At 60.7% G+C, this 25,568-nt stretch carries 21 protein-coding genes; 17 read left to right on the top strand and 4 right to left on the bottom strand.

Annotated elements, in window-relative coordinates:
* From OXG98_04220 to OXG98_04230, 3 genes are all read right to left on the bottom strand, one after another.
* A partial coding sequence (locus OXG98_04220) for a hypothetical protein (GenBank protein MCY3771209.1) occupies nucleotides 1–970 on the bottom strand: 970 nt, incomplete at its 3' end.
* A 15-nt stretch (nucleotides 971–985) separates the two neighbouring features.
* Entirely contained in the window at nucleotides 986–1,402 is a 417-nt protein-coding gene (locus OXG98_04225) for a type II toxin-antitoxin system VapC family toxin (protein ID MCY3771210.1), read from the bottom strand.
* Nucleotides 1,403–1,405: 3 nt separating this feature from the next.
* Entirely contained in the window at nucleotides 1,406–1,666 is a 261-nt protein-coding gene (locus tag OXG98_04230; protein MCY3771211.1) for a type II toxin-antitoxin system Phd/YefM family antitoxin, read from the bottom strand.
* Between the two features lie 255 nt (nucleotides 1,667–1,921).
* On the opposite strand from OXG98_04230, the gene OXG98_04235 reads away from it, so the two are divergent.
* Both OXG98_04235 and OXG98_04240 read left to right on the top strand, forming a co-directional pair.
* Nucleotides 1,922–2,725: a phytanoyl-CoA dioxygenase family protein gene (locus OXG98_04235; GenBank protein MCY3771212.1), complete on the top strand. Its 804-nt coding sequence runs from the start codon at nucleotides 1,922–1,924 to the stop codon at nucleotides 2,723–2,725.
* Between the two features lie 29 nt (nucleotides 2,726–2,754).
* Complete coding sequence (locus OXG98_04240) at nucleotides 2,755–3,516, top strand: TIM barrel protein (GenBank protein MCY3771213.1); 762 nt, start codon at nucleotides 2,755–2,757, stop codon at nucleotides 3,514–3,516.
* A gap of 269 nt (nucleotides 3,517–3,785) precedes the next feature.
* On the opposite strand, the gene OXG98_04245 is transcribed toward OXG98_04240, so the two are convergent.
* Entirely contained in the window at nucleotides 3,786–4,289 is a 504-nt protein-coding gene (locus tag OXG98_04245) for a DUF4065 domain-containing protein (protein MCY3771214.1), read from the bottom strand.
* Between the two features lie 126 nt (nucleotides 4,290–4,415).
* On the opposite strand from OXG98_04245, the gene OXG98_04250 reads away from it, so the two are divergent.
* The 15 genes from OXG98_04250 (at nucleotide 4,416) to OXG98_04320 (ending at nucleotide 25,254) form a co-directional block, all read left to right on the top strand.
* Nucleotides 4,416–5,261, top strand: coding sequence for an amidohydrolase family protein (locus OXG98_04250; GenBank protein MCY3771215.1), 846 nt, complete (start codon nucleotides 4,416–4,418; stop codon nucleotides 5,259–5,261).
* Nucleotides 5,262–5,312: 51 nt separating this feature from the next.
* Nucleotides 5,313–6,344: a hypothetical protein gene (locus tag OXG98_04255; protein ID MCY3771216.1), complete on the top strand. Its 1,032-nt coding sequence runs from the start codon at nucleotides 5,313–5,315 to the stop codon at nucleotides 6,342–6,344.
* A gap of 196 nt (nucleotides 6,345–6,540) precedes the next feature.
* Nucleotides 6,541–7,395, top strand: coding sequence for a radical SAM protein (locus OXG98_04260; GenBank protein MCY3771217.1), 855 nt, complete (start codon nucleotides 6,541–6,543; stop codon nucleotides 7,393–7,395).
* Nucleotides 7,396–7,629: 234 nt separating this feature from the next.
* Nucleotides 7,630–8,001 (top strand): clan AA aspartic protease, encoded by a 372-nt coding sequence (locus OXG98_04265; GenBank protein MCY3771218.1) that lies wholly within the window; start codon nucleotides 7,630–7,632, stop codon nucleotides 7,999–8,001.
* Nucleotides 8,002–8,015: 14 nt separating this feature from the next.
* Entirely contained in the window at nucleotides 8,016–8,912 is an 897-nt protein-coding gene (locus OXG98_04270; protein ID MCY3771219.1) for an amidohydrolase family protein, read from the top strand.
* Nucleotides 8,913–9,112: 200 nt separating this feature from the next.
* On the top strand, nucleotides 9,113–10,546 hold the full coding sequence (locus tag OXG98_04275) for an amino acid permease (GenBank protein ID MCY3771220.1): 1,434 nt from the start codon (nucleotides 9,113–9,115) through the stop codon (nucleotides 10,544–10,546).
* Between the two features lie 502 nt (nucleotides 10,547–11,048).
* Entirely contained in the window at nucleotides 11,049–12,704 is a 1,656-nt protein-coding gene (locus OXG98_04280; GenBank protein ID MCY3771221.1) for a nitrite/sulfite reductase, read from the top strand.
* On the top strand, nucleotides 12,701–13,555 hold the full coding sequence (locus OXG98_04285) for a phosphoadenylyl-sulfate reductase (protein MCY3771222.1): 855 nt from the start codon (nucleotides 12,701–12,703) through the stop codon (nucleotides 13,553–13,555). The genes OXG98_04280 and OXG98_04285 overlap by 4 nt, the downstream gene beginning before the upstream one ends.
* Entirely contained in the window at nucleotides 13,552–13,767 is a 216-nt protein-coding gene (locus tag OXG98_04290; protein ID MCY3771223.1) for a hypothetical protein, read from the top strand. The genes OXG98_04285 and OXG98_04290 overlap by 4 nt, the downstream gene beginning before the upstream one ends.
* The gene (locus OXG98_04295) at nucleotides 13,754–14,230 is read left to right on the top strand and encodes a hypothetical protein (GenBank protein MCY3771224.1); all 477 of its coding nucleotides are present in this window, start codon (nucleotides 13,754–13,756) and stop codon (nucleotides 14,228–14,230) included. Before OXG98_04290 ends, OXG98_04295 begins: the two co-directional genes overlap by 14 nt.
* 72 nt (nucleotides 14,231–14,302) lie before the next feature.
* Nucleotides 14,303–15,412: a hypothetical protein gene (locus tag OXG98_04300; protein ID MCY3771225.1), complete on the top strand. Its 1,110-nt coding sequence runs from the start codon at nucleotides 14,303–14,305 to the stop codon at nucleotides 15,410–15,412.
* Nucleotides 15,413–15,424: 12 nt separating this feature from the next.
* Nucleotides 15,425–16,777: a hypothetical protein gene (locus tag OXG98_04305; protein MCY3771226.1), complete on the top strand. Its 1,353-nt coding sequence runs from the start codon at nucleotides 15,425–15,427 to the stop codon at nucleotides 16,775–16,777.
* A 165-nt stretch (nucleotides 16,778–16,942) separates the two neighbouring features.
* The gene (locus OXG98_04310; protein ID MCY3771227.1) at nucleotides 16,943–17,635 is read left to right on the top strand and encodes a class I SAM-dependent methyltransferase; all 693 of its coding nucleotides are present in this window, start codon (nucleotides 16,943–16,945) and stop codon (nucleotides 17,633–17,635) included.
* A 571-nt stretch (nucleotides 17,636–18,206) separates the two neighbouring features.
* Complete coding sequence (locus OXG98_04315; GenBank protein ID MCY3771228.1) at nucleotides 18,207–20,525, top strand: hypothetical protein; 2,319 nt, start codon at nucleotides 18,207–18,209, stop codon at nucleotides 20,523–20,525.
* Nucleotides 20,526–20,547: 22 nt separating this feature from the next.
* Nucleotides 20,548–25,254: a DUF6443 domain-containing protein gene (locus OXG98_04320; protein MCY3771229.1), complete on the top strand. Its 4,707-nt coding sequence runs from the start codon at nucleotides 20,548–20,550 to the stop codon at nucleotides 25,252–25,254.
* Nucleotides 25,255–25,568: the final 314 nt, after the last annotated feature.

Below are 25,568 nucleotides of genomic sequence, written 5' to 3' on the forward strand. Positions count from 1 at the left end.
ACCGCTTGAGGGCCAGCGGCCCCGCGTAGGCGTCCGGCGCGGACACGTCGGCGGCCACGTGGCGGCGCATGACGCCCAGGTCCAGAGGCTGGTCCAGCGTCTCGTCGCCGTAACGGCCGGAAACATAAGCGCCGTAGGGACGGGGCGCCGCGTCACGCCGAAGCGGCGGCAGCCAGGCATGGGAGGAAATGGGAATACTGCTCATGAGCCGCAGGCGGTGGCCGGCGCGGAAGATGTTCTCGAACCGGCCGCCGACGGGTTCCTCGATCCATTCGATCCGGCAGTCCTCCACCCCCTGCATGAACCGCAGGGCTTCGCTCTCGCTCCACGACGCGTGGGGATCGACGCGGATATCCACGTCGAAGCCGGCCTCGTCGCGGATGTTGTGGACGAGCTCGATGTATCGATGGGGCTCGAAATCGCACATGGACAGCTTGATGATCCTGAAAGTCTCGTCCTCCATGAGCGACTTCACGTGGTGCGGATAGGTGTCGAAGGTCACCTCGTTCTCACCGTTCACGTCGGGGAAGCGGTACCAGGTATACGCCGCGATCGGGATCTTCGTGGCCACGGGCGTGTCCAGTTCGAATATTTCGCGCAGGTACCGGTAGAGGGGCTTGCCGGCGATCTTGCCGGCAAGGTCCCAGTAGGCCAGGCCCATCAATCCGCGGATTTCCGGATCGAAGGGGTTTTTACCCAGGACCCGGGAACGCAGCTCGTCGGCCTCGCTGGACAAACCTTCGGCTACGCCCACCAGGCCCTGGTCTGTTTCGAATTCGGCGAATGAGAACCCCTCAGCGGACCCGTCCCAGCGCTTCGTGCCCCGCCACGGCATCAGCACGCGGTAGGTGCGCACGTCCGTGATCTTCAGCCCGGCCGCGCGTCCGTCCTCGTTGATCCGGCCCTGGCGGGCCTTGATGTCCGCCACGTTCTCCCGGTCGAAGGCGGCGATGGCGTCTACGTCATACATGGCGGGCTCTCCTTTTCACGAGACCGGTCCCTTCTCGAATGGATTGAGCGTTTGCACGCCGAGCCGGCCGAAATCGCCGGTATGCCGGGTCACCACGGTCAACCGGTGAACCACGGCCGTAGCCGCGATCATGGCGTCTGTCATGCGGATGTCCCATCGGCGGTAAAGGAGCCTTCCCCACACGCGGAAGACGGCCGGGTCCATGGGGAGGATACGGTGGGTATCCACCAACTTGCCCAGCCAGGATTCCAGCTCCGCCGCCCCGGTGGCATCCTTTGCGCGGGTGAACTCGATACCCGTCTGGATTTCGCCGACGGTCACGGCGGAAAGGTACACCTGGTCCGGGGCCACGTCTGCAAACCACGCCAGCGCACCGCGGGGGGGCTGATTTCTGCGAAGTTCCGATACGACGTCGGTATCCAGGAGATACATGGGTTATTCCACGCCCGCCGCACCGCTCGTTCGGCGCTTTTCACGCAGTGGCGTCAGGGCGTCGGTGCGCGCTTCCGGCGACAGCAGCAGATCTTTCAGGCCGGACCTGGCCGAATGCTTCATCCTTTCCCACTCTTCGATGGAAACCAGGACGGCCGTTTTCACGCCCCGCTTGGTCACGACCTGCGGGCCCGCGGACCGGCTGGTTTCGAGCAGTTCGCTGAACTTCGCCTTCGCTTCCTGGACCTGCCATTCCCTGTCCATGAAGCCTCCTGACTGGAGATTAAGGTTTCTCGCTGGATCAGAGCGTGCGTTATCTAACTAGTCAGATAACTAGTTATAACAAGAAAGTCAAGATAAAATCGTAAAAACCTGCGCAGAAAGACGGGCGGCGTCCATCCCGATTCGATCGGACTTATCCCTTGCCTTGTCCATTCTGCGGGGTTTAATTCGATGCTACGTACATTCGGAACATGCGCGCCTTGTACGTGATTTTATACCTCACATTCGGAATACGTAATGACCACCGATACAATCCCCCTGGGCGGCCACGCCGCGGACCAGGCGCAGATCCAGGAATGGGTAGATACATTCAACCGCCAGGGTTTTCTCTTCCTGGAGAACGTGCTGCCGCCCGACTGGTGCGAAGCCCTGCGCGGGGACCTGGACTACGGCCTGCGGGAGAACCCGAACGGGCTGAATTCGGTCAGCGAGCACATGGCGCTGTGCCACCGCATGTTCGAGTTCAGCGAGACGAACCGCCGCCTCTTCGACCTGGAGCCCATCGTCGGTTTCGCCGAGGTGCTGGTGGCCGAGAACTGCCACGTCATCCACAACAACTCCTTCGTCACCCGGACCGGCGGATCCTTCCGGTGGCACCAGGACGACGCGCCCCATTTCCTGGTAACGGACGGCGAGACGCCCGCGAATATCCAGCTCCCGGTCCTCTTCTTCACCTGCAACTACTACCTCACCGACGTCACCGAACCCGAACACGGCGGCACGGAAGTCATCCCGGGTTCCCACCTCTTCGGACGCCCCTGTCCCGATTCGCTCGAGGGCACCGAGTGGGAGGACCGGATCCATTACAATCTCGGTCCGGCGGGTAGCGTGGTCATGTTCAACAACCAGGTCTGGCACCGGGGCGGGCCGAACCGGAGCGGCCGTACGCGGTACATCACCCAGATCACCTACGCCAGGCGCGTAATCGGCCACAAGTACTACCCCTTCATCAACTACACCATGCCCGAGCACGTGTACCGTGACGCCGATCCCCGCCAGAAACGCCTGTTCGGGTTCCTGGAACACGGCGCGTACGGGTGACGGCGCGCCACATCTGACAGGAGACTTCAATGAGCACCATCAGGCAGTCCATCTGTTTCGGCTGTTTCAACCGGGGCGGCCTAACCCCGGAATCGCTTATCCGGGCAGCGGCGCGTATGGGCTACGCGTCCGTCGAGATGCTGCCGGAGGAGCACTGGGACCAGGTGCGCGACGCGGGCATGGACATCGCCATCGTCGTGGGCCATGCTTCCCTGCCCGACGGGTTGAACAAACGGGAGAACCACGACCGTATCGAGGACGAACTGCTGGCCAACATGGACCAGGCCGTAGCGTACGACATTCCGAGCCTGATCTGCTTCTCGGGCAACCGGGAGGGCAAGTCGGACGACGAAGGACGCGACAACTGCATCGAGGGCCTGCTACGGGTGTCGAAGGCCGCCGAGGAGAAAGGCGTTACCCTGTGCATGGAACTGCTCAACAGCAAGGTGAACCACCCGGACTACCAGTGTGATTACACGGACTGGGGCGTATCGGTCTGCGAGGGCGTCGGCTCGCCGCGGGTCAAGCTGCTCTATGACATCTACCACATGCAGATCATGGAAGGCGACCTGATCCGGACCATCCGGGACAACATCGCGCACATCGGCCACTTCCACACGGCGGGCAACCCCGGCCGGAACGATCTCGACGAGACCCAGGAGATCTACTACCCGCCCGTCATGCGCGCCATCGCCGAGTCCGGGTACACGGGCTTCGTGGGCCACGAGTTCGTGCCCCTGGGCGACCCGCTGGCGGCGATGCAGGCGGCCTATGACACGTGCAATGTGTGAACGACGTTCTGGTTGACTCGTGACTGAATTACCTTGTTGGAATGAAGTGCAAAACCAAACTGATGATGGCTGTTATAATCGCGACAGTTGGTCCGAGTAATTTGAAAAAGAAATCCGAATACCCCGTTAACCTGCTTATCCTACTTTCAAAATCTCTGTTGATGGCTTCCTGTTTCTCTCGATATGAAAGCATCTCCGCATCATCGAATAGGGTTCTCGATTCTTGATTTTGATCGGCGGGTACCGAATCTACCGTCTCTTTCTTTGGTCTAATGCTCATCGTTGGCTTTCTCGATCAGGGATATGTAGTAGTTCTTGATAAGGTCATTTGGAATAATCGAGCCGGTTCCGTACTTATGATATGTAATATCCCAAGGACTACCCTTTTTATGTGTAATGGCCGACAAGGTCGCACCGGGAGTATCCTTGTATATGTCTAGCACCGCTCGAATGATATCCAGTTGTTCATCCGAAAAACCGAAACTCACATCCTGTGTATCGTCTGTTATGGGGTTTCTGCCGAAGCGCTTATACGTGAAATACACACTTGGCACAACCGGCCCGTAAGTCCATGCTTCCACCGGTTCACCGATCAACGGCTCGCTGTGAATTCCTAACACCCAACCATGAGAAAGGTACACGAGTTTGAGTACCTGCATAGGATCGGTTGGTATGTTAATCGCAGACCTTTCGAAAAGAATCTGTTCTGATACGAGCATAGCAGGCATTGCAGTCAATTTGATCACCTCTTTTCGACTGTATGATTCATTCACGTGGGTTAGTTTCTCCCGCATAAAAGCATTAGTCGTGAGTTACCAAGAAAAACTCGCACTTTGCCGGATATCAAAACTAATCAACTATCAAATCGTAAATCAAATTCATAGAAAAGGAAGCGCTCCATGATTGTCGATACCCACGTACACGTCTGGGAGATCGACCCGCCCCGGTACCCGGTGGGGCCCACCGCGCCGACATGGACGGCGGAGCCGGACGAGCCCGGTACGGCCGACGAGTTGATCGAGGACATGGACGCCAACGGCGTGGACGCGAGCGTGCTGGTGCAGACGTCGTGGTCGACGTGGGACAACGGGTACATGTCCGATTCCGTGGCCCGGTTTCCGGACCGGTTCGTGGGGCACGGCCTGATCGACCCGCAGGATACCGAAGGGAACGCGGAGCAGGTCCGGCATTGGATGGAGGATCGAGGGCTGGTCGGTTTCCGTTTCCACCCATTCTACTATCCGGACGAGCAAATACTCGTGGCTGAAGGCAACCGGGCCATGTGGGAGGAACTCGCCGTGCGCGACGCGGTGGTCCAGTTCCACATGAAGCCATGGAATTCGCCCCAGATCGACGAGATTGCCCGGCGCCATCCGGCCATGACGCTGATCATCGACCACATGGGATATCCCGATCCGGAAACCGGGATGGAGGTTTTCCAGCCGATTCTCGACCTCGCCCGGCACGAGCGGATGTTCGTGAAGATCTCGGACGTGAAGGGGCGGTCGCGGGAACCCTTCCCCTTCCTTGACATGCACCCTTTTGTCCGCGCACTCCTGAACGCCTTCGGGGTGAAACGGGCCATGTGGGGCACAGGGTACCCGGGTCATCACCGGGTGAAGCACAACTGGCTGTCGCTGGCCGACGAGCTTCGGCTGGTCCGGGAGGGGTACGACTTTCTGACCGACGACCAGAAAGACCGGTTGCTGGGGGGTACGGCGGAGGAGGTGTGGGGGTTGGGGTGATTTCCCCAAAGAGAACGAATGTTTTACGTTCTAAATAGGAATACCGATTTGATGGATTATGAGGAAAAACAACACGTTCAAGATATCATTGATATTGCAATAGCGAGTATTGCGATTGAACAATGGAAACGATTAGCAGGGATCGTGCGGGATACGGATGACCGTTTCTATGCACTTTTTTCTGTAGAGAAGGCCTTAGATTCACTAAGACGACTACGATTAGATGGTATTCCAGATTACAACGACTGGGATGCTTTGTTTTACCTGACCTGGTTTCAACCAAATCAGATCAACATTGCATATGAGGTGCTAAGCGGATTAGAGAATAACCTGTCATATGAGGACGAACAGGGTTGTGGATGGAATGGGAATCTGTTTGGACTATGCGACGGAAAACTCCGTATAGTTGATTTCGGCTGTGGTGCTCTTGCTATGGTATTCGCTTTAGCTGTCGTCGCTGCGAATGCGCTGTCTAAAGGTTCTAAAGTAACGTCCATCACTGTCGACTGCGTAGATAAGAGCCCGGCCATGGTCCGCATAGGGCAGAAAGCCTGGTATCGGTTCGTCGACAGTTTAAAAACTAGACATCCAGATCATCCGATGTGTAACATTTTCAGTTCAATAGAGTTGCATCTTCACAACCATATAAACTCTCTCCAAGACTCACCTACTTTGGTACCGTGCTTTGTATCTGCGATACATTGCGCCTATTCAGATAACGTAGCAGACGTCGCACACGATATGTCGGTTATTTTGGATCGATTTAAACCTGTGGCTGTTTTCCTTACGACTCATAAGAAAAAGGAAGAAGTCTTAGATGAACTTTCCCTTGGGATCGATAACAAAGACTATGATCCATTACTAACAATTGGTCGAGTAGATCCGTTCTTTAGGGGCAATCTGCCAGAAACTACAAAATTGAGAAAAGAGCTTTCGAAGCACTTATTGAAGCCACACGATTGGCTAACCAAATCGGGAGTCGACGGGGGTTTTATACGTGATTACCTTAGTTCTTGGTCTGTAAAGTGGACATCTCCTAAAGGTTATACTTTTCACGTTTACTTACGGAAAAATATACACTGATTGAATGACCATATTGTAATCCAAATAACTTCATCGACAATCATCTGTGCCTCAAATCACAGAAGTTGTGTTTAAAGACGATGTATTAATCTCAAGCAACCCAATATCTCTAGTTTTGACTCGAATAATACAGCTAGGTCAGGCTTTGATTTTCTACACACCTGCAAAAGATATCCTAACTCGTGCCTCTGGATTCATGGATGCCTACGACTTTACACTGAATCCATACAGCGGGTGCTCATTCGGTTGTACATACTGCTACGCTGCTTTTTTTAGTAGGAAAGCAGACGAGCGGGATAGCTGGGGTAAATGGGTTAAAATCAAATCCAACGCTGTCGAATTACTATCGGATAAACTTAAGAATAAACCTGGATTTATTGATGATAAAGTGATCTACATGAGCAGCGTGACCGATCCATATCAACCAATCGAGCGAAAAATCGAACTAACTCGTGGTTTACTTAAGATTATGGCTGGTCTTTCATCCCATGAGGCTGACGGTCAGTTGTTTCTGATACAGGATGGACCACAGCATAAAACAGACCCCAAACCCAAATTGGTTGTACAAACCCGAAGCCCCGACGTAGTTCGAGACTGCGACCTGTTCCAGAAAATCGAAGACAACGGAGGTCGCGTCCGGGTGAACATGACGGTTACGACAGATGACGAGGATGTTCGGCGTACGTTCGAGCCGTTCTGTCCGTCAAACACGGTTCGACTACGAGCGATCTCTGAAGTTCAGAGTTCGGGTGTTGATACATGCATAACAATGACACCGCTCTTGCTTGTGAAAGAGGCGGATAACTTCGCGGAACAGCTTCTAGATACAGGTGTCAAAAGGTTCATCATACAACCTTTTCACTTTCAAAAAGGGAAGTTCGTTGCTGCTACGAGAGATCAAGCGTTCGACCTCATGGCGGAAAAACTCGATACAGATAGAGCACAGTTCGGTAAGGCATATCTCGAACATTACCGAACGGTAAAGGATGTCCTTCAGGATCGACTTCCCAATCTCGGCGAGGGCAAGGGTGGTTTCGCGCCGCCATTCTGATCTCCCGGTTAGGCGTTTTTCCGGTTTCCTACCCGAAGAAAGGCTAGATCTCGTACCTCTAGACGAACTTCTTGAACTAAAGCTCGATACGGATGGGCCGGGTTTCGACTATTTCGATTAACATTGTGATAAACTGGGTATCGCTGGCCTGTTCCGGATCGACTAACCACAGCCAGCCATTCCCGGGAACTAGTTGTACGAAACACGTCGGGCTTTCCCGGAAGGAGACACGAAATGGGCGCAACCTATGTTACGGTAAGAATCACCAATCCCGGAGATCCGGAACGGCACTGGGAGGGGCTTTTTCTGGTCGACACCGGGGCGACCGATACACTCGTCCCAAGACCACATCTGGAAGCCATAGGTCTCCGGCCCAAAGGCCAACGGACGTACCAGTTGGCCGATGGCAGCGATCTGGTCATGGACGTCACCACGGCGGACATAGGATTCATGGGTGAACACGTAGGCGGGACCGTGCTATTCGGTGAGCCTGGTGCGGAGCCGCTTCTGGGCGTTACCGCGCTGGAATCCGTCGGTATCGAGGTAGACCCGCTGAACCAGCAGTTGAAACGGCTTCCCGCCGTACGACTGAAGACCGTAGCGTAAGGAAAAGGATCATCATGGTCATCGACATTCACGCCCACGTATTCCGCTGGCCGGTGCTGAAGAAACGCAACAACGGCCTGCCCATGATGTCGGCCGAAGAGCAGGTCCGGCGCATGGACGAGAAGGGGATCGACAAGGCGGTGATCCTGCCGCTCACGTCCGCCGAGGTGATCGGGGAACCCCAGAGCATGGGCGAGGTCTTCGACATCTGCCGGCTCTACCCCGGGCGGTTCATCCCTTTCTGCGATTTCGACGTGCGCAGGTGCGACCTGGACAGCGTGGACGCGTTCCGCGATGTGCTGGATCAGTACGTGGCCCGCGGGGTCAGGGGCGTGGGGGAACTGACCTGCCGGGTGTACTGGGACGATCCCCGGCTCTGGAATCTCTTCGCCGCCTGCGAGGACCTGGGTCTGCCCGTGACCTTTCACACTTCTCCTCCTGAAGTGATTACCTACGGACTGATCGACGAACTGGGCTTTCCACGGTTCGAAAAGGCCCTTCAGCGGTTTCCGAACCTGCGCTTCTTCGGCCACAGCGCCTCCTTCTGGAGCGAGATCAGCGGCGACCTGACGGCCGACCGGAAGGAAGGCTATCCCAGGACGCCCGTGGCGCCCGGCGGAACCTTGCACCGGCTGTTCAGGACCTATCCCAACCTGTGCGGCGATCTGTCGGCGGGCTCCGGTTTCAATGCCCTGACCCGCGACCCGGCCTTCACCTTCGAGTTCCTGGACGAGTTCCAGGACCGCCTGTTGCTCGGACTCGATCACACGGACGCCGAGCTCGATTTCCAGCATATCGAATGGCTTCGCGCCCGGCGGGACGAGGGGCACATCGCTCCCGAGGTGTGCGAGAAGATCCTCTGGCGCAACGCCGACCGGATCCTTGGACTAGGCATCGCGAACGGGGACTGAACCGCGGACGCTATGGCCGAATGATCACCGGAGCGAGATGGGTGCCCTCGGACAGCGCCGAGATGGGTGCCCTGGGGCGGCGTGCCGTAATGGCCTGATTACCGGATCGCGCGATTAATCATTTACACGCACCGGCATAAAGACCACATTAAGCACATCTCCGTTTAACAATCCATCCGGAAAACTCATTCGAGGCAGCCATGAGCGATGCTCAGAGGGACGCCCGATCCGATTCCTTCGGGGAAGAGACCGAACTCAAGCGGGACCTGGGACCGGTCACGGCGACGACCGTAATTATCGGTGGGATCGTCGGTTCCGGCATCTTCGCGGGTCCCGCCATCGTGGCCGGATACGTGGGTACTTCCGGCTGGAACCTCCTGGTCTGGGTCATCTGCGCCTTCATGGCCTTCTGCGGCGCGTTGACTTTCGCCGAACTGGGCGGCATGATGCCGCGTTCGGGCGGCCTGTACGTATTTCTGAAGGAAGCCTACGGGCGGCTGTGGGGGTTTCTCTTCGGGTGGACCTCGCTCCTGGTCATACGTCCCTGCGACCTGGCGGCCATCTCCATCGTATTTTCCACCTACCTGGGTTATTTCGTCAGCCAGTACAGTCCATACCCGGACTGGGCCATGCGGGGCGTGGCAATTATCGCCCTGATCATCCTGGCCTTCATCAATTACCTGGGCGTGCGGTTCGGGGGACTCGTTCAGAACCTGTCCTCCTTCCTCAAGGTGGGCGGGTTGCTTCTCATGGTCGCCCTTGCCTTCGGGATCACGCCCGACACGAGTAATTTCCAACCGGTCTGGCCTTCCGATTCCACCCTCACGATCGGGTTCCTCAGCATGGTCAGCCTCGGCATGATGGCATCCTTCGGCGCCTACGACGGGTGGGACGGGTCGACCTACGTGGCGGAGGAGATCAAGAATCCGAGACGATGGGTGCCCCTGTCCATCATACTGGGTCTCGCCATCACCACCGTCGTCTACCTGCTCGTGAATAGCGCCTACCTGCTGGTGCTTTCCAACACGGGCGTCGCCCAGAGCGAACGCGTCGCATCCGAGACCATGCAATTGCTCGTCGGACCGATCGGAGCAGCTTTCATCGCCGCAACCGCCATGATCTCCACCTTCGGCACCGTGAACGCCGGCATGCTGACCGGACCGCGCGTCTTCTTCGCCATGGCCCGCGAGAAGATGTTCTTCTCTTGGGTAGCGCGCGTGCACCCGCGCTACCGAACGCCTGCCAACGCCGTCGTGTTCCTGGCCGTCGTGGGCATCCTCAATATCATCTTTCTGGGCGACTGGGGCGCCATCATCGCGGCGCGGACCGGCTCCCTGTGGCTATTCTACATCACGACCACCTTCAGCGTGTTCATCTTCCGGCGCACCCGTCCCGACGTGCCCCGGCCCTACCGCACCCTCGGGTATCCCGTCACGCCCGCGATCTTCGTGCTCATCGGCGTGATCTTCTTCGTGTCCATCGTCATCAGCGATCCCGGAAATACCCTGATCGGGCTGACCATCACCTCGTTGGGCATCCCGGCGTATTGGCTGTGGATGCGGAACAAGCGGAACGAGGAGTCCGGTGAAGGATCGGATGAAGGATCGCATGAGGAATCGGGTGAAGACAGTTGATTCCGGTCCCGGCAACCTTCCCGTTCATCACTCACTGAGACCATATTTTAACAAGAATCGAAACTACGCCGGCCAGAATCGAAGCAACGCCGGCCAACAGGACCGCGAGCAAGGTAAAGCCCACCCTTTCTATTGTTCCCAATCTCCTGTCGATTTGCTCGACTATCCCCTCGAGTCGGCTTATCCTGCCTTCATGGTTCAAAGATTCCGACATGGATGTCCCCGCCTTTCTTCCTGAGTGCCCTATTCAAGATCCTTCAGCGCAGGATGAATCCCGCCGCGCTCCGGCACAGTTTTGACCCTCTATTCGAATTAGTGTGATCGACGGCCCGAATCTCGTAAACCAAATACTTGCGCCATGTCCAACAGGTAATATTTACTAAAATGATCAAGATTGTAATTTTTCTATTGACGCCCCTTTCCGGCCCCGGTATACTGGAAGTTCGTTTTCAATAAATCATGGTCAGACTTACCTGCCAGACGCACCTCGAACGGGAACAAAATGGCAAAAGCGGTCCGTAGACCCCGGCGCGAACAACCGGAACCCACCTGGGACCTGGTCCGGAAGCGCAACTACGTGGAACGGCTCAAGCACGAGAAGGCGCCCATGGAGGTCATTAACGACCTGCCGGAGCTGATCGACCGGGGCTACGAGGAGATATCGGAGGAGGACGTGGTACGCCTGCAGTGGTACGGGCTGTATCATGACAAGCCCAAGGTGGGCCATTTCATGATGCGGGTCAAGCTGCCGGGCGGACGGCTCACGCCCCACAAACTGCGCACCATCGGCCGGGTCTCCCAGGACTTCGGCGGCGACTACGGCGAGCTGACCACGCGCCAGAACATCCAGCTTCACGGCATGAAACTGAACGACCTGCCCCGGATCTTCGAAACGCTGAACGACGCGGGGCTGTCCACGAGCGGGGGATGCGGCGACACCGTGCGGAACATCACGGGCTGCCCCGTGGCTGGTCTGGCCGCCGACGAACTCTTCAACGCCCGACCGGTCATCGAGGCAGTCGCCGATTTCTTCTACGGGAACCCCGATTACTGCGACCTGCCGCGCAAGCACAAGATCACCATCTCCTGCTGCCCCCTCCAGTGCAACGCGCCCGAGATCAACTGCATCAGCCTGATAGGGATCAAGCAAGCAGACAACCCCGGATTCGCCGTACGCATCGGCGGCGGACTGTCCACCTGGCCGCGGCTTTCGAGCGACCTGGGCGTCTTCGTGCCCGTGGACGACGTGATCCCGGTACTGCGCGCCATCATCGACGTGTGGAAGGAAGACCTCAAGTACCGCATGTCCCGCGTGAAGGCCCGGCTGAAGTTCATGGTCGCCGACCTGGGCGTCGAAGCCTACCGCGAGCGCGTGGAAACCCGCCTGGGATACCGGCTGGACGATGGCGAGGCACCCGCGCCGCCCGAGGTGGAGCACGACCACACGGGCATACACGAACAGGTGCAGAAAGGATTGTACTACGCCGGCTTTCCGGTGTTCCTGGGACTGTGCACCGGCACGCAGATGATCCAGCTGGCCGACCTGGCCGAGGGCTACGGGGGCGAATTCCGCTTGACCCGCCGCCAGAACGTCATTCTCACGGACATCCCCGAAGACAAGCTCGAATCGGTCACCACTGCGGTGGCCGACATCAGTTTTCCCATGGAGGTCAACGATCTGCGCGGCACCAGCATCGCCTGCACCGGCGAGCCTTTCTGCAACTATTCGGTCGGGGAGACCAAGACCAAGATGGCGGAGATCGTGGAACACATGGAGCGGGTCTTCGGCGACCAGGCGAGGGGGCTGCGGCTGAACCTCGACGGTTGTCCCCACGCCTGCGCCCACCATTGGATCGGCGATATAGGGTTCCAGGCCACGACGCTCCGCGAACGGGGCGAGGGCGGCGAGCGGCTGCGGGGATACGACCTGTTCCTCCGCGGCGGCCTGAGCGGACAGGCCGGCATCGGCCAGCCCGTGCTCCGGCGCGTGCCAGCGGAGTCCGTCCATCTCTATACCGAACGGCTGTTCGGCGCTTACCTTGATCAGAAAACGGACGACGAGACCATACAGCGATTCTTTCACCGCCACAGCGATGACGAGTTGACCGCGATTGCCACGGGAAACGAAGTCGTTGCATTAGCAACAGGAGAGGAATGAGCACCATGGACCGCCTGGAACACCCGGACCGCCTGAACCACTCGGCTCACCCGGACCGCCCGGACCATCCCGGCCGCGACTTCCTGGATGAGTTCGAAGCCGGACAATTGGCCATCGAGTTCGACGGGGAATCCCCCGAAGCCGTGATCGAATGGGCCCTGGACCGCTGGGGCCGGCGCGCCGGACTGTGTACGAGTTTCCAGGCGGAGGGGATGGTCCTGCTCGACATGGCCTGGCAGATCGATCCGAACATCCACGTCTTTACGGTGGACACGGGGCGGCTGCACCAGGAGACCTACGATTTCATTGACAAGGTCCGCGACCACTACGACATCGATATACAGGTGTATTTCCCCGACCTGCTCCAGGTGGAAAACATGGTGGGCGCCCACGGCGTGAACCTGTTCTACAAGTCGGTGGAATCGCGGTTCAAGTGCTGCAACGTGCGCAAGGTGGAACCGATCCGGCGGGCCCTGGAGGGACTGGACGGGTGGTTCACCGGGCTTCGGCGCGACCAGTGGGCGAGCCGGGCGAACATCCGCAAGATCGAGATCGACCACGACCACGGCGGACTGGCGAAGATCAGCCCCCTGGCGGACTGGACCCAGGAAGAGGTCTGGGACTACATCGAGCTCTATGACGTCCCGAAGCATCCCCTCTACGAACAGGGCTATACCAGCATCGGCTGCATGCCGTGCACGCGGGTCACGAAGCCCGGTGAAGATTCGCGCGCGGGACGCTGGTGGTGGGAAAAGAACGCGCCCAAGGAATGCGGCATGCACTGCCCGGTGGAGACCGGCGGTTTCGAGCACGAGATGGAAGCGCTGGTGGCGGAGGAGGTGGAAAAATGAGCAACGCGGCTATCCTCTACCTGCGCCTGTTGCGCAGGATCGTCCGTGAATCCGCCTGCCGGCTCGGCGGGGCCGAGGAATCCTTCCTGGCCGCGGGGTTTTCCGCAAGCGACACCTTGGCGTCACCACGACCCGTGGGACACGACAAACAGCGCACGCCGCCCGTGGTGTGCGGCGGAGCGGTCGAAAGGGACAACCGTGCCGGGTCGTGACGGCGGCGTCCCGCGGTTCGACGAACAGGACCGGGAACTGCTGCTGGAAGAGCTGGACGGATTTACCGCGTCCCTGCCGGACGAGGATGCCAGGATCCCCTATCTCGCCCTGCGGCGGGACATCGAAACAGGGCAGGTTTCCCCGGAAAACGTCCCCAGCCTCGAGAACATCCTCGAACTCACCCTGCAGTCCGGCCGCGTGCGACGACGCCAGAGCGCCGTGGCCGAGAAGCGGCTCCTCCGGCTGTTCAACGGCACGCCCCGGGGAACGGCCGTCAAGCAGGCCGTCGCGGAGACCAACGAAGCCCTGGCCTCCCTGAAGGGCCAGGTCATCGACACCGTTTCCTTCGCCCCGGGTACGCCGGGCGCCTACCGGCTCCTCATCGACACGGAAGCGTGCCGGGTCGATCTCGAAATCACCCGCCGGGGCGTGTCGGTCAAGAACGTCGAGATCGGTATCTGAAAAACGTATATTAGCCTTCAGGCAGGCGATCGATCCTCTCCTCCATGCATCATTTCTCCGGAACGGATGCCCATGGGCTACCCGCGCATCGATGGCCGAAGGGTGCAGGTTGAATCGCTGGCGGACCGGGCAAGCAAGCATCATATCGACGACATTCGCGTCGATCCCGATGGTCAGCTGCCCCCGGCTACATCCCGCCAGACCAGCCAGATCGGGACGATAGCGGACCGCATGCGCGATGCCCGTTCCAGGGGTGCGTCCGTCATGCTGGCCTACGGCGCGCACCTCGTGAAGAACGGGCTCGCCCCCGTGGTCACGCGCATGATGGAAGACGGCTGGGTCACCCACCTGGCCACCAACGGCGCGGGCGTTATCCACGACTGGGAATACGCCTTCCACGGAAGATCCGAGGAGGACGTACGCGACCATGTCGCCCGGGGGCGTTTCGGCACGTGGGACGAGACCGGCCGGCATACGGCGCTGGCCGTACTGGCCGGCACGGCGGACGGCCTGGGTTACGGGGAGTCGGTGGGCCGGATGATCGTCGAGGACGGGTACCATATTCCCGACCCGGCCGCACTTCGGCAGGCGCTCGTGGACTGGTCCGCCGATCCCGCGGACGACGAGGCCATGCCCGCCCGCGCCGACCTCCTGCAGACGATCGTGCGCCACGGAATCGCACCGGGCCGCCACGCCGTCGAACATCCCCACAAGCAACATTCACTGACCGGGAATGCCTGTCGCCTGGGCGTGCCGCTCACCGTGCATCCCGGTATCGGGTACGACATCGTCTATACCCATCCCCTGGCCGGCGGCGGCGCCTATGGGCGAGGGGGGATGATCGATTTCCAGGTTTTCGCCGAGGGCGTATCGCGCATCGACGGCGGCGTGTTCCTGTCTGTCGGCTCCTCGATCATGGCGCCCCAGGTCTTCGAAAAGTCCGTCTCGATCGCCAACAACCTGCGGAGGCAGGACGGGCTCGGTCCCGTGCGCCCCTTCATCGCGGTGAACGACCTCACGGAGGAGGACTGGGACTGGAACGCCGGGGAGCCGCCAATGGACGACCCGGCCTACTACAACCGCATGGGCAAGAGTTTCAGCCGCATGGGGGGCGAGCTGATCTACGTCGCGGCCGACAATCGGCTGTTCATCCCCCACCTGTGCCGAATTTTGACCTCGTAAAAGGAGACCGAAATGGAAGCCTGGATCTTCGTCCACAACCCCCTCGAACGGTACATTTCCGACTACAAGCGGATCTTCGACGCGTGGCAGGACGGGGGCGTCACCGGCATCGTGGTGGGCTATCTCCACTTCGAACGGGACGACGGCACGAGGATGCCGGTTTTTGGCAGCGATCCCGCCGTATACCGGTCCTTCGGCGTCGATCCGCCTGGCGATACGCCCCGCGATCCCGAGAAGGAACGTCTCTTCGCGGCCATGCTCGACGACGCCAGGGAAAGGGGCTGGCACATCATCACCTTCGGTGCGGGCCTCGGCGGGGGACGCCTTCCCGTAGAGGAAGATCCATACGGAGCGATCAGCCACGCCGCGACGGTCCAGGATGCCATGAACGCCCTGCCCCAGGCCCATGGCTTCCTCATCGACGGGCCGGGTGAGCAGCACTACGAACTCGCCTTCCACCACGGGGGAGAGCTTTTCGAGATCCGCCCCGGCGAGGACGAGCGCTTCGCCGCCCTGGGGTACGACATGGACCGCCTCCAGCGGGGGATCGAACACCTGTGGGACCGGTTCCACCAGCTCACCCCGGCCGAGGTGCGGTACCGCGCACCGGGCGGCATGCTCGCCGGGATGCAGCTCTTTGACATTAACGAGGACGCCCTCTACTGGCTTCGCGCCCGCCGCGAAGTGGCCCTCGGCTTCATGGCCGCCACGGCCGAACAGGTCGGCAAGCTCAACCGGAAAGTGGAACTCGGCGGCATCCCGCGCACGGCGGCCTTCTCCTCACTGACCTGCCAGGACTACCACGCCATGGCCTCCTGGTTCGACTTCATCTTCCCCAAGCACTACTACTGGCACCGGGGGTTCGACGGCATGTACGGGACGGTCTCCCGCTGGGTCCAGCGGCTGCGGAAGTGGAACCCGTCGCTTACCGAGGAGGACGCCTTCGACGTGGTGAAACTGCTCTTCGGCATCGACCTGCCGGGCGTGCGCACCCTCATGGACATGGAAATGGGGTTTCCCGAGGAGTTCTTCTCCACTATCGTGTACGGGGAGACCCGCCGCGCCCTGGAGGCCATCGGAGATACGGACAAGTGCATCTGCTGGGTCTCCACGGGGCGCGCGCCGCACGCGGGCGACGCCATGCCGGCACGGGACCTGGCCGGTATCCTGAACGCCTCCAGGGAAGCCGGGCTGAAGCGGTTCCTCTTCCATCCCGACCCCGATATCGGCGCGGCCGAGTGGCACATCCTCACCAATTTCTGCGGCAACCCCTGGCAGGAGTCCAACGACGCGGTGTACTGGCCGCCCGATACGCCGAGGCTTGATTCCTTCAGTCACGGGCGCAAGCCGACACGGACGGATTAGACGCAGCGTGGAGCGGCGCCGGGCAGGTCAGGTAGTCGACGCAGACCGACCAGGCACAGCGCGGCGCGGGGCAGGTAGACGCAGACCTGCCAGCAGTCGCGTGTTCGGACGCTCTGGATTGATGCGAACCGACCTGTCCGCACGAAACGTTAAGGGACCACCGGTATGGCGCTTTCGGATTTCACGGGGCCGGACTACATCAATGCGTGGACGGAGGACCTGGATCAGAGATGGCCCGAGCGCGCGGCGATGGCGGGTTACGTCGTGCAGACGCTTGTCGAATGGCGGGGTGAACGGCGCGAACGCGAACGTCACCAGGGGGAATCGCCCACCAGCGAAGATCTCGCAACGATCCGCTTGCTGGAACTCGGTGTCGGAGCAGGTGGACTCGCCCAGGCCGTGTTAAGTGCGTTATTCGATGGGTCGGAGTCGGGAAGGACAAGTGCCGTAGAGTACACGGGGATCGAAATCGAGCCGGCGCTCGTACAACAAGGGCGGAAGTTGCTCGCAGCGGCCGGCCACCAGAACGCAAGCTTGATCCGCGCAGACCTTAGGGGCGACGCCTGGACCAACGGGCTCGGGCCCTTCGACGCAGTATTTACCCTCCAGACCCTACACGATCTCGGCGGCGTCGACGCCCTCGAAGCCGTCTACCGGCAAGCCCACGGACTCCTGGCTCCCGGCGGGATCCTAGTCAACTCGGATTTCGTGTTTCCCTTCGAAAAAGACGACCCCGATCATCCACGTCGGTTGCCCATCGAAACGCACGAGAACCTGCTTTCCAGCCTGGGATTTGTAGATTTCAGGTGTGGACTGCAACACGGAAAGATGGCGTGTTTGTCGGCAAGGCGGGTGTAGCAGGTATTTCCAACATCCCCGGAGCGCTCCGGCGTCGCAGGCGCATGACAAGCATCATTGGGGTTGTATTTAGCAGCGATGCCAATAGCTGGAAACTTGAACGAACTTTTTTACATAACCCACTTGACATATCTACAAAACAAATGTATAGTATAATCATCATGCCCATTTAACGGGCGTAACGACAACCGCATCAGGATACCCTCGCGTCCCTTAGCGGACCCGCACCCCGCGGACCTTCAAGCGTCCCCGTGCTACTTCTGATTCACCCATGGCACGGGGATTTTTCATGCCCTTTTTCTCCTCAGCCTCACATCCGGATCAAACGTTGCGAGACGTAGGCCCGGCACACCCGGCAGTTCGCACCCGATCTGTTGATCGCCCGACATCCGGCACACAGTCCATCCCGAATCGATCGTTCGCATCCGGACGGCCGCGCACCGTGCAGCCGTCCATCTTCAAGACAAGGAGTTCATCCATCATGTCGGTGATCATCCGTTTCATTCATGCGTTAACGTCGCGTGTTCCGCGCAACCACTCGTTCCTAATGACCATTGTAAAGGACCTCATCATGCCTGGACACCGCCTGTACCAATTCGCCCTGAGGACGTTCCTCAGCCTCCTCATCCTTTCCATGTCGGCGCTGACCGCTCACAGCCAGACGACGATCACCGATGCCGCCAAAGGCGCCTATGACTTCGACAGCCTCTCCGGTGTCATCGACGCGGACCAGGTGGACTACTTCTCGGGCAACTGGTCCTACGCGCTGCCGCTGGGCAAGGTAGAAGGCGCGGGCGGCCTGTCCCTGCCCCTGGCCATGCGCTACAGCAGCGCGGTGACGGGTACGGACCGGCTGATCAAGCTGGGCACGGCGCAGCAGATCAGTACGCTCAGCAAGGGCACGGTCACGCTCAACAACGCCACGTGGGTGGGCCTGGGGTGGAACCTGGAGTTCGGAGCGATCCGGGTGACCGGCGGCTACGAGCTCAAGGATACGACCAGCCCGATCAACCACCCCTTCTCCTTCAACCTGTCCATGGTGCTTCCCGATGGATCGCACCGCCTGGTACGCCAGCTCGACGACTCGCAGCGCTCCTCGGATACGAGTGCCGCGCTTCCCGCCACCAACGTCTACTTCGCCGAGAACCGGCGCTTCATGGACGTCCGGTGGAACTTCGACCGGAACGCGCCGCTGGCCTCCACGTGGACGGCCAGGACCGTTTCGGGCCTGACCTACACCTTCGGCGCGGTCACGATTGGCGAGCGGGATTACGGTATGAACCAGACCGTCAAGGGCGGCACGGTGCAGAACGGGCGCTTCGACGAGCTCATGCCCGAGATGGTGTACCAGTGGAACCTGGCCGAGATACGGGACCAGGCCGGCAACACGATCCGGTTCAGGTACGCTTCCGACGGTCCGGTCACCACGGTCCGGGACTGGGCGAAGGAACGGGCCGAAGCCACGCGATCCTTTCGCAACCTGCTCGATTTCGCGGACCTGGACCCGCGCTTCCCCAACGGCATTTCTGAAGATGGGAACATCTACAACCTGACCGTGGTCAAGACCTTCAACACGGCGCACCTGTCGAAGGTTATTTTCGCCGGAGCGGACGGCAAGGTCGTGCGCAAGATCACGACTGAAACGAGCGAGCGCGAGGATCTCCACGTCGCCCGGCACGGCGGCGTCGCGATTACCTACGACAACTATTTCGACACGCCGACGGGGCAGAACCTCACCTACGGCTACCACCTGGTGCGCAACAACCAGAACTACCGGATGTACGACGGCATCTCGAGCGCCCACCGCCTCGACGCGCTTAAGGTCACCGATGCAGCCGGCAATCAGATTGCCCGGTACGTCTTTCGCTATGCCGACGACAAAAGCCTTCAGCCGCGGCCGCCGGTGGCGCCGGGCGATAACGCGCGCACGCTGCTGCTCGAGGAGATCGCCGTCATGGGGACGGGGAACAGCACCGCCGATCAGCTGCCGCCCTGGCGCTTCACCAACACGCTGGCCGACAGCTACCGCATCACGAAGACCGTCACGCCCGCGGGCGGGGAGATGAAGGTAGCCTACGAGGAGGTTGGAGGTCCCGATACCTCATTAAAATACGATGACGCCTATTTCGACCGGTCCCGCCGCATCCGTTACATGATCCGGGACGCGGACGGCGCAGGACCCGTCCCGCAGGACAGAACGACGTTCACCTATATCCAGACGGCGCCGGTCATGGATATCATCGACGACCGGCGCGTGCGCCGCATCACCTTCCCCATCGTCGACGAGGTCCTGCCCGGCGGCCACGGCAAGATACGGCGCGACTTCGTGGGCGAGGCCGACCTGGACGCCCTGGGGCTCTCGGCCACGAACAAGAAGCAGGAGTCCGAACGCGATATCCGCAGGGGCCTGCTGGAGCAGACGATCCACTACGACGCCTCCGGAACCGTGGTCCAGCGGCAGCGGACGAACTGGCAGGTCACGGCCCAGGGCACCTGGACCGGCCACTGGCAGTCCTTCTACCACCCGGGCATCCCGCAGCAGGCCTACTGGGTCAGGGCGCAGGAGCAGGCGACCACCAGGGACGGTGTGACCACCACGACGCAGCTGACCCACAACGCGAAGAACGGCCTGGTTGCCAGTGAGACGCTCAAGTCCGGCAGCCACACCCTGCGCGTCACCGAGACCAGTTACCACGCCGACCGGGTAACGAGGAGTCCGGTGACCCTGGTCTTCGGACCGCCCGTCCTCGACACCTCCCTGTCGACCGCCAACCGGACACACGCCGCCTTCCTGGGCACCGGCGATCCGGCTGTGGCCTCGGTGGAGGCCTTCCTTAACGCGGACTCGGGTTCCGAAAGCACCGGGTTCCGAAAGCACCGGGTTCTATGACTTCGAGGGCCGGCGCTTCTCCGTGTCCGGTCGCGATGCGCTGCACATCCGCGGCGTCCTCGGGACCGATCAGCTGCAGGGCGGCGACAACATGTACGCCGGCGTCACGGTGACCGTCGCCTGGAAGAACGCCGGCAGCCGTCCGGCCGCGTCGCTGACGCAGGTCGTGCCCCTGGCCGGCGGGCTGCCCGATCCGCAGGAAAGAACCTTCGACGTCCTCATGCCCGTGCCTTCGAGCGCGGACAGCGCCCGGGTCAACCTCACGATGTACGCCGGCGTCTACAAGCCGCAGCAGTCCGTGTACCGCAAGATCAGGGTGTACGCGAAGGACATCCGGGTCACTGCGATGAGTGCAGACGACCCCGAGGCCGTGTTCCTCGAGGGCGCCCACATCCTGGACCGCCCCCACGTGGTCACCGTCAAAGACGGTTCAGGTAACAAGTTACAGTCCACCGGGCATCGCTACGGCCGGTTTGTCCACGGTAACAACGCCATCATCATGCCGGACACCACCTCGGCATGGCTGGATAAGGACGGTGACGGCGTGGTGGATACGAACGAGTGGATCCACCGACAGGTGGCCGCCGCCTACGACGCCTACGGCAACCTGACCCAGGCGAAGGACGCCCACGGCACCGTGACGTCCACGATCATGGGCTATGGCCGGATGCGGCCCGTGGCCGCCTTCACCGGCGCCGATGCGTCGAAAGGAACCGCCGAGGTCTTCGACGACCACGCCGGCTGGGACGCGCTCGTCGCCGCTACCCCGTGGCGCAGAACCGACACCAGGCCCGGCGCCGTCACCGTGGAAGCCGGCGCGCTCACCCTGGACAACGCCGTGGCCGAACGCAGCCTGCCCTCCCTGGCCGCCGGCGTGTTCGAGGTCGACGCCAGGGTGCAGGCCACCGGAGAACGCACCGAGGTAACCCTCGGGCAAAATCGCATCCGGTGGGTCTTCGAACGGGACGGCAGCGTGAAGGCTGCAGACAACGGGACCCTCAAGGACACGGGCGCGCGCTTAGTGCCGGGCCGCTGGCATCATCTGCGCATCGCCTGGAAGGACGGCCGGTGGTGGGCCCGCGTGGACGGCGCGCGCTACCCGAAGACCGGCGCCTGGAACATGCGGGGCCGCAGAGGCGTCGTGGACGCCGTCAAGCTGGCCAACGGCGCGCGGACGGCCGTCGCGTCCTTCGATAACCTGCGCGCATGGCCGGAAGGCGCCCAGCCGGCCGCTATGACCACCTTCGACCCGGTGACCCTGGACGCCATGGCCGTCACCGACGCGAACGGATATACCGTCCGGTACCTGAGGGACGGACTGCGCCGCGTCGTGCAGATCACGGATGGCGCCGGACGCCTCACCGCCCAGCGGGACCACCGCTTCTCCCGCGGCATAAGCGCTACCAGCGCCTATAACACCTCAAGACCCAACCGGCAGACCGATATCGCCTACCCTTCCAGGGACGGCCACAAGGATCTGTCCAGGGACGGGCACCGGACCCTGGTGCGCGGCACCGCCCTCACGGAGGGTATCACCCTCGAAGAGGGCGTCAGCCTGGAGACCACGGGGCCCTACGTCGTCGAAGCCGGAGAGACCGTGGATCTGAAAGCCAGCGTGCGCATCGTCCTCGGCCCCGGCTTCCACGCGAAGGCCGGATCGAACTTCCGCGCCGGCATCGACGCCCGTGCGGGCGGCGATGGAGTCACCGGCAGCGGGGCTGTCGCCTACAACCAGCGGAAAGCCGCGAAGCGGGCCGTGAAGCTGGGGCCCTCCTCCGTCCTGGAGACGGGAAGGGTCGAAGGCCGCGTCACTGCAAGGACCGACTTCCATCCAGGCTCGGCGACCTCGGGCAAAACCGTCATCTTGGCCTTCGAAGACGGGGGCGACTACGTCCGCATGGTGTATGAGAACGGTCGCGTAAAGCTGGAAAGCCGCATCGGCGGCAACGCCGCATCCACGGCCATGGTGCCCGGTTACAACCGAAACTGGCCCTGGGCGCGCGTGGAGATGGAACTCCTGCCCGCAGGCAGGGTGAACGCCTGGATGTATGGCCACGAGGACACCCGGTTCAGGAGCGCCAGCGCTTCGGTCGCCGTCCCGGCGAACTGGAAGCCCGCGTTCAAGGCGGCAGGCGAGTCTGGTGACGGCTACCTCGCCAACCTCTACATCGGCAAGGCGGAAACCGTAACGACCTACTACGACGGCCTGGCGCGCCAGATACAGACGCGGGCAGGGGCCGAAGCCGACGACATCGTCACGCGGACGACGTACAACCGGGCGGGCAAGCCCGAAAAACTGCTCGGGCCCGTATACCGGTCGCCCTCGCAGTTCTACAGCGCCCTGGCCGAGACCGCCGCGGGTGGCCGCGTTACGAAGACCACCTACGAGAGCGACCCGCTCCTGAGGGTGTCCAGCGTCGTCCCGCCCGGTCACGACAACAACTCGGCTGTCGACACCCGCTACGGCAACTGGGCCGCCGGGTCCGGTCCGGGCCGGTCCTATGTGACCGTAGACGATGAAAAGGGCGTGGCCACCACCAGGGTCTATGACCCCTATGGGCGCATGCAGCACGTCATTGCCGACTCGGCGGGCACCAGTGCCGGCACCCGGAACAACACGACGTCTTTTTCCTATGACGCCCTGGATCGCCTGGTCTCGACCACCATGCCGGGTGGCGGCACCACGCGCTACGCCTACGACACCCTGGGCCGCATGGTCAGCCGGCATCACCCCGACGCCGACGGCGCCACGCTGTACAAGTACGACGACCTCGGCAGAATGCGCTTCTCGCAGGACGCCCGGCAGCGCGCCGCCGGCACGGGCGCCAACAGGAAAATCACCTACACCGTCTACGACGACTTCGGGCGCGTGACCCGCGTGGGCGAGGCGGCCGCCAACTTTGCAAGTCTCGATCCGGAGCGGTCCTACGCCTTCGAGCGCGACGCTACTTCGTGGCGCAGCCGCATGACCTACGACGGCGGCGATGCCGTTACCGACAGCGACCCAGTCGCCGGCAACGGGGCCGCCTCTGGTGGCCCCAACTACGCCCAGGGGCGCCTCACCAGGGCCCAAGAGAACACCGACGCCGACGTGGCCGCCGAGGTCGTCCACGAGTACGCCTACGACCACCTGGGCAATGTGCGCGTCAAGCAGGTCGAAATCGAGAGTCTCGCCGGTGCGAAGACGGCTACCTATGCCCACGACCTGGCAGGGCGCGTAACGAGACTCACCTACCCCGACGGCGCGCAGGCGCGCTACGCATATGACAGCGCAGGGCGGCTCAGTCGCGTGTGGGATGCGAATGGCAACACGCTCGCCGCGTATACTCACACCGCCGCGGGCAACATAGGCACGCATGTCGTGGGCGCCGACATCGCGACCGGAACCTACGCCTACAATCCGCGCGAGTGGGTCACGGACATCGACTATGCGGGCAAGTTCAGTTCCAAGCTCACCTACGACCTCGCTGGCAACGTTACCCGGCAGGTGTATAGTCATGGCACCGCCGCGTCCAGGACGGCGGACTATGCATATGACGCCCTCTACCGAATTACCGGCTTCGATCTGACCGGCGGCACAAGCCGGGACTACGCCTACGACAGGAACGGCAACCTGACGTCCATGGTGACCGGCAGCAGCCGGCTCACCTACAACTACTCGGCTGGCTCCACCCCCAACAGGCTGGACAGCACCACGGGCACCGGAGGGCAGACCTACGTTTACAACCGGAACGGTTGGATGACGCGCAAGGGCGCGAACACGCTGACCTACGACTACCGGGGGCTTACCACGGGTTACGGCACTGCGCGGTATCTCATGGACCCCGACAGACGGCGCGTGAAGAAGACCGTCGGGACGGCCGTCACCTACTACCTGAGAGGACCGGGCGGCAGCGTCCTGGCCGAGTACTCGGGGCAGACGCTTTCGGCAAGGTACGTCTATGCCGGGTCGAGGCGCATCGCCCGGATATCGGGAAGCGGTGCAAGCTACTACCTGGCCGATCACCTGGGCAGCACCCGGAGCCTGGTCGACGGGGAAAGCGCCGTCACCGCTGCCTACGACTACTGGCCCTACGGGAAGGTCCTCGCATCGAGTGGCACAGGCTTCACGCACTTCCGGTTCACCGGACACGAAAGGGACGCCGAGTCCGGTCTTGACTACATGCTCGCAAGGTCGTACGCTTACGATGTCGGCAGGTTCCTGCGGCCCGATCCCATGCAGGAACATTACCCGGGGATCAGTCCGTATGCCTATGTCTCAAACAACCCCTTAAGATTCGTTGATCCAACAGGGGCTGAACACCATGAAATATCGTTTGATCCTGATGTATACCTTCATAACACAGCAAAACAAGTTGCTAAATATGCAGCAGACATAACTAAGAAAGCAGTAGAGGAGACAATTGTATTTAGCGATGAAACAAAGGAGGTAGCTGAAAACGTTGCGGCAATCGGCATAGCCGGGATGGCTTTAGGTGGTGCGTCTTTAAACACCCCGATGATTAAGGGCTCATTTGACGTAATAGTACTTTCAATGGGAATTGGCACAGTTGCAGACGTATCGAAATTAGTTGCATTATCCGTTGACGCTTTGTTTTTCGGTGGTTCAGAAGACGCAGCAATTAAGCAGTCTAGTGATACATTAACGAATTTAATAACAGGTAGAGTTGTGAGGGGTGGCTTTGAAAAACTGTCAAACCAGTCAGGTGTACTAAAAACAGGACGTTAGCATCGCAAGCAACAATCCGTCAACCTTACATCGAATCGGAATAGTGCAATTGACAAAGCCTCGGTTGATGTCGCACCATTCGAAAGAAAGTATCAACAGAAGTCGGGAAAATACGCACTATTGACTTATCAGGTATCCAACCGTAAAGGTATCACTGGGGGTTCCAAAGAATGATATATACATTTAGAATGGAGTTGCCTTTTCAGATCTTCTTGAATTCACCGTCTGAAGATCACGGAGAGTTCTATGAACGAGAGTAGTGATTGGCCATCCTACCTGTATGAACTAATAGAGAATCTGGGCTTGGATCCTCT

Source organism: Gemmatimonadota bacterium (assembly GCA_026706345.1).
Classification (GTDB): domain Bacteria; phylum JAAXHH01; class JAAXHH01; order JAAXHH01; family JAAXHH01; genus JAAXHH01.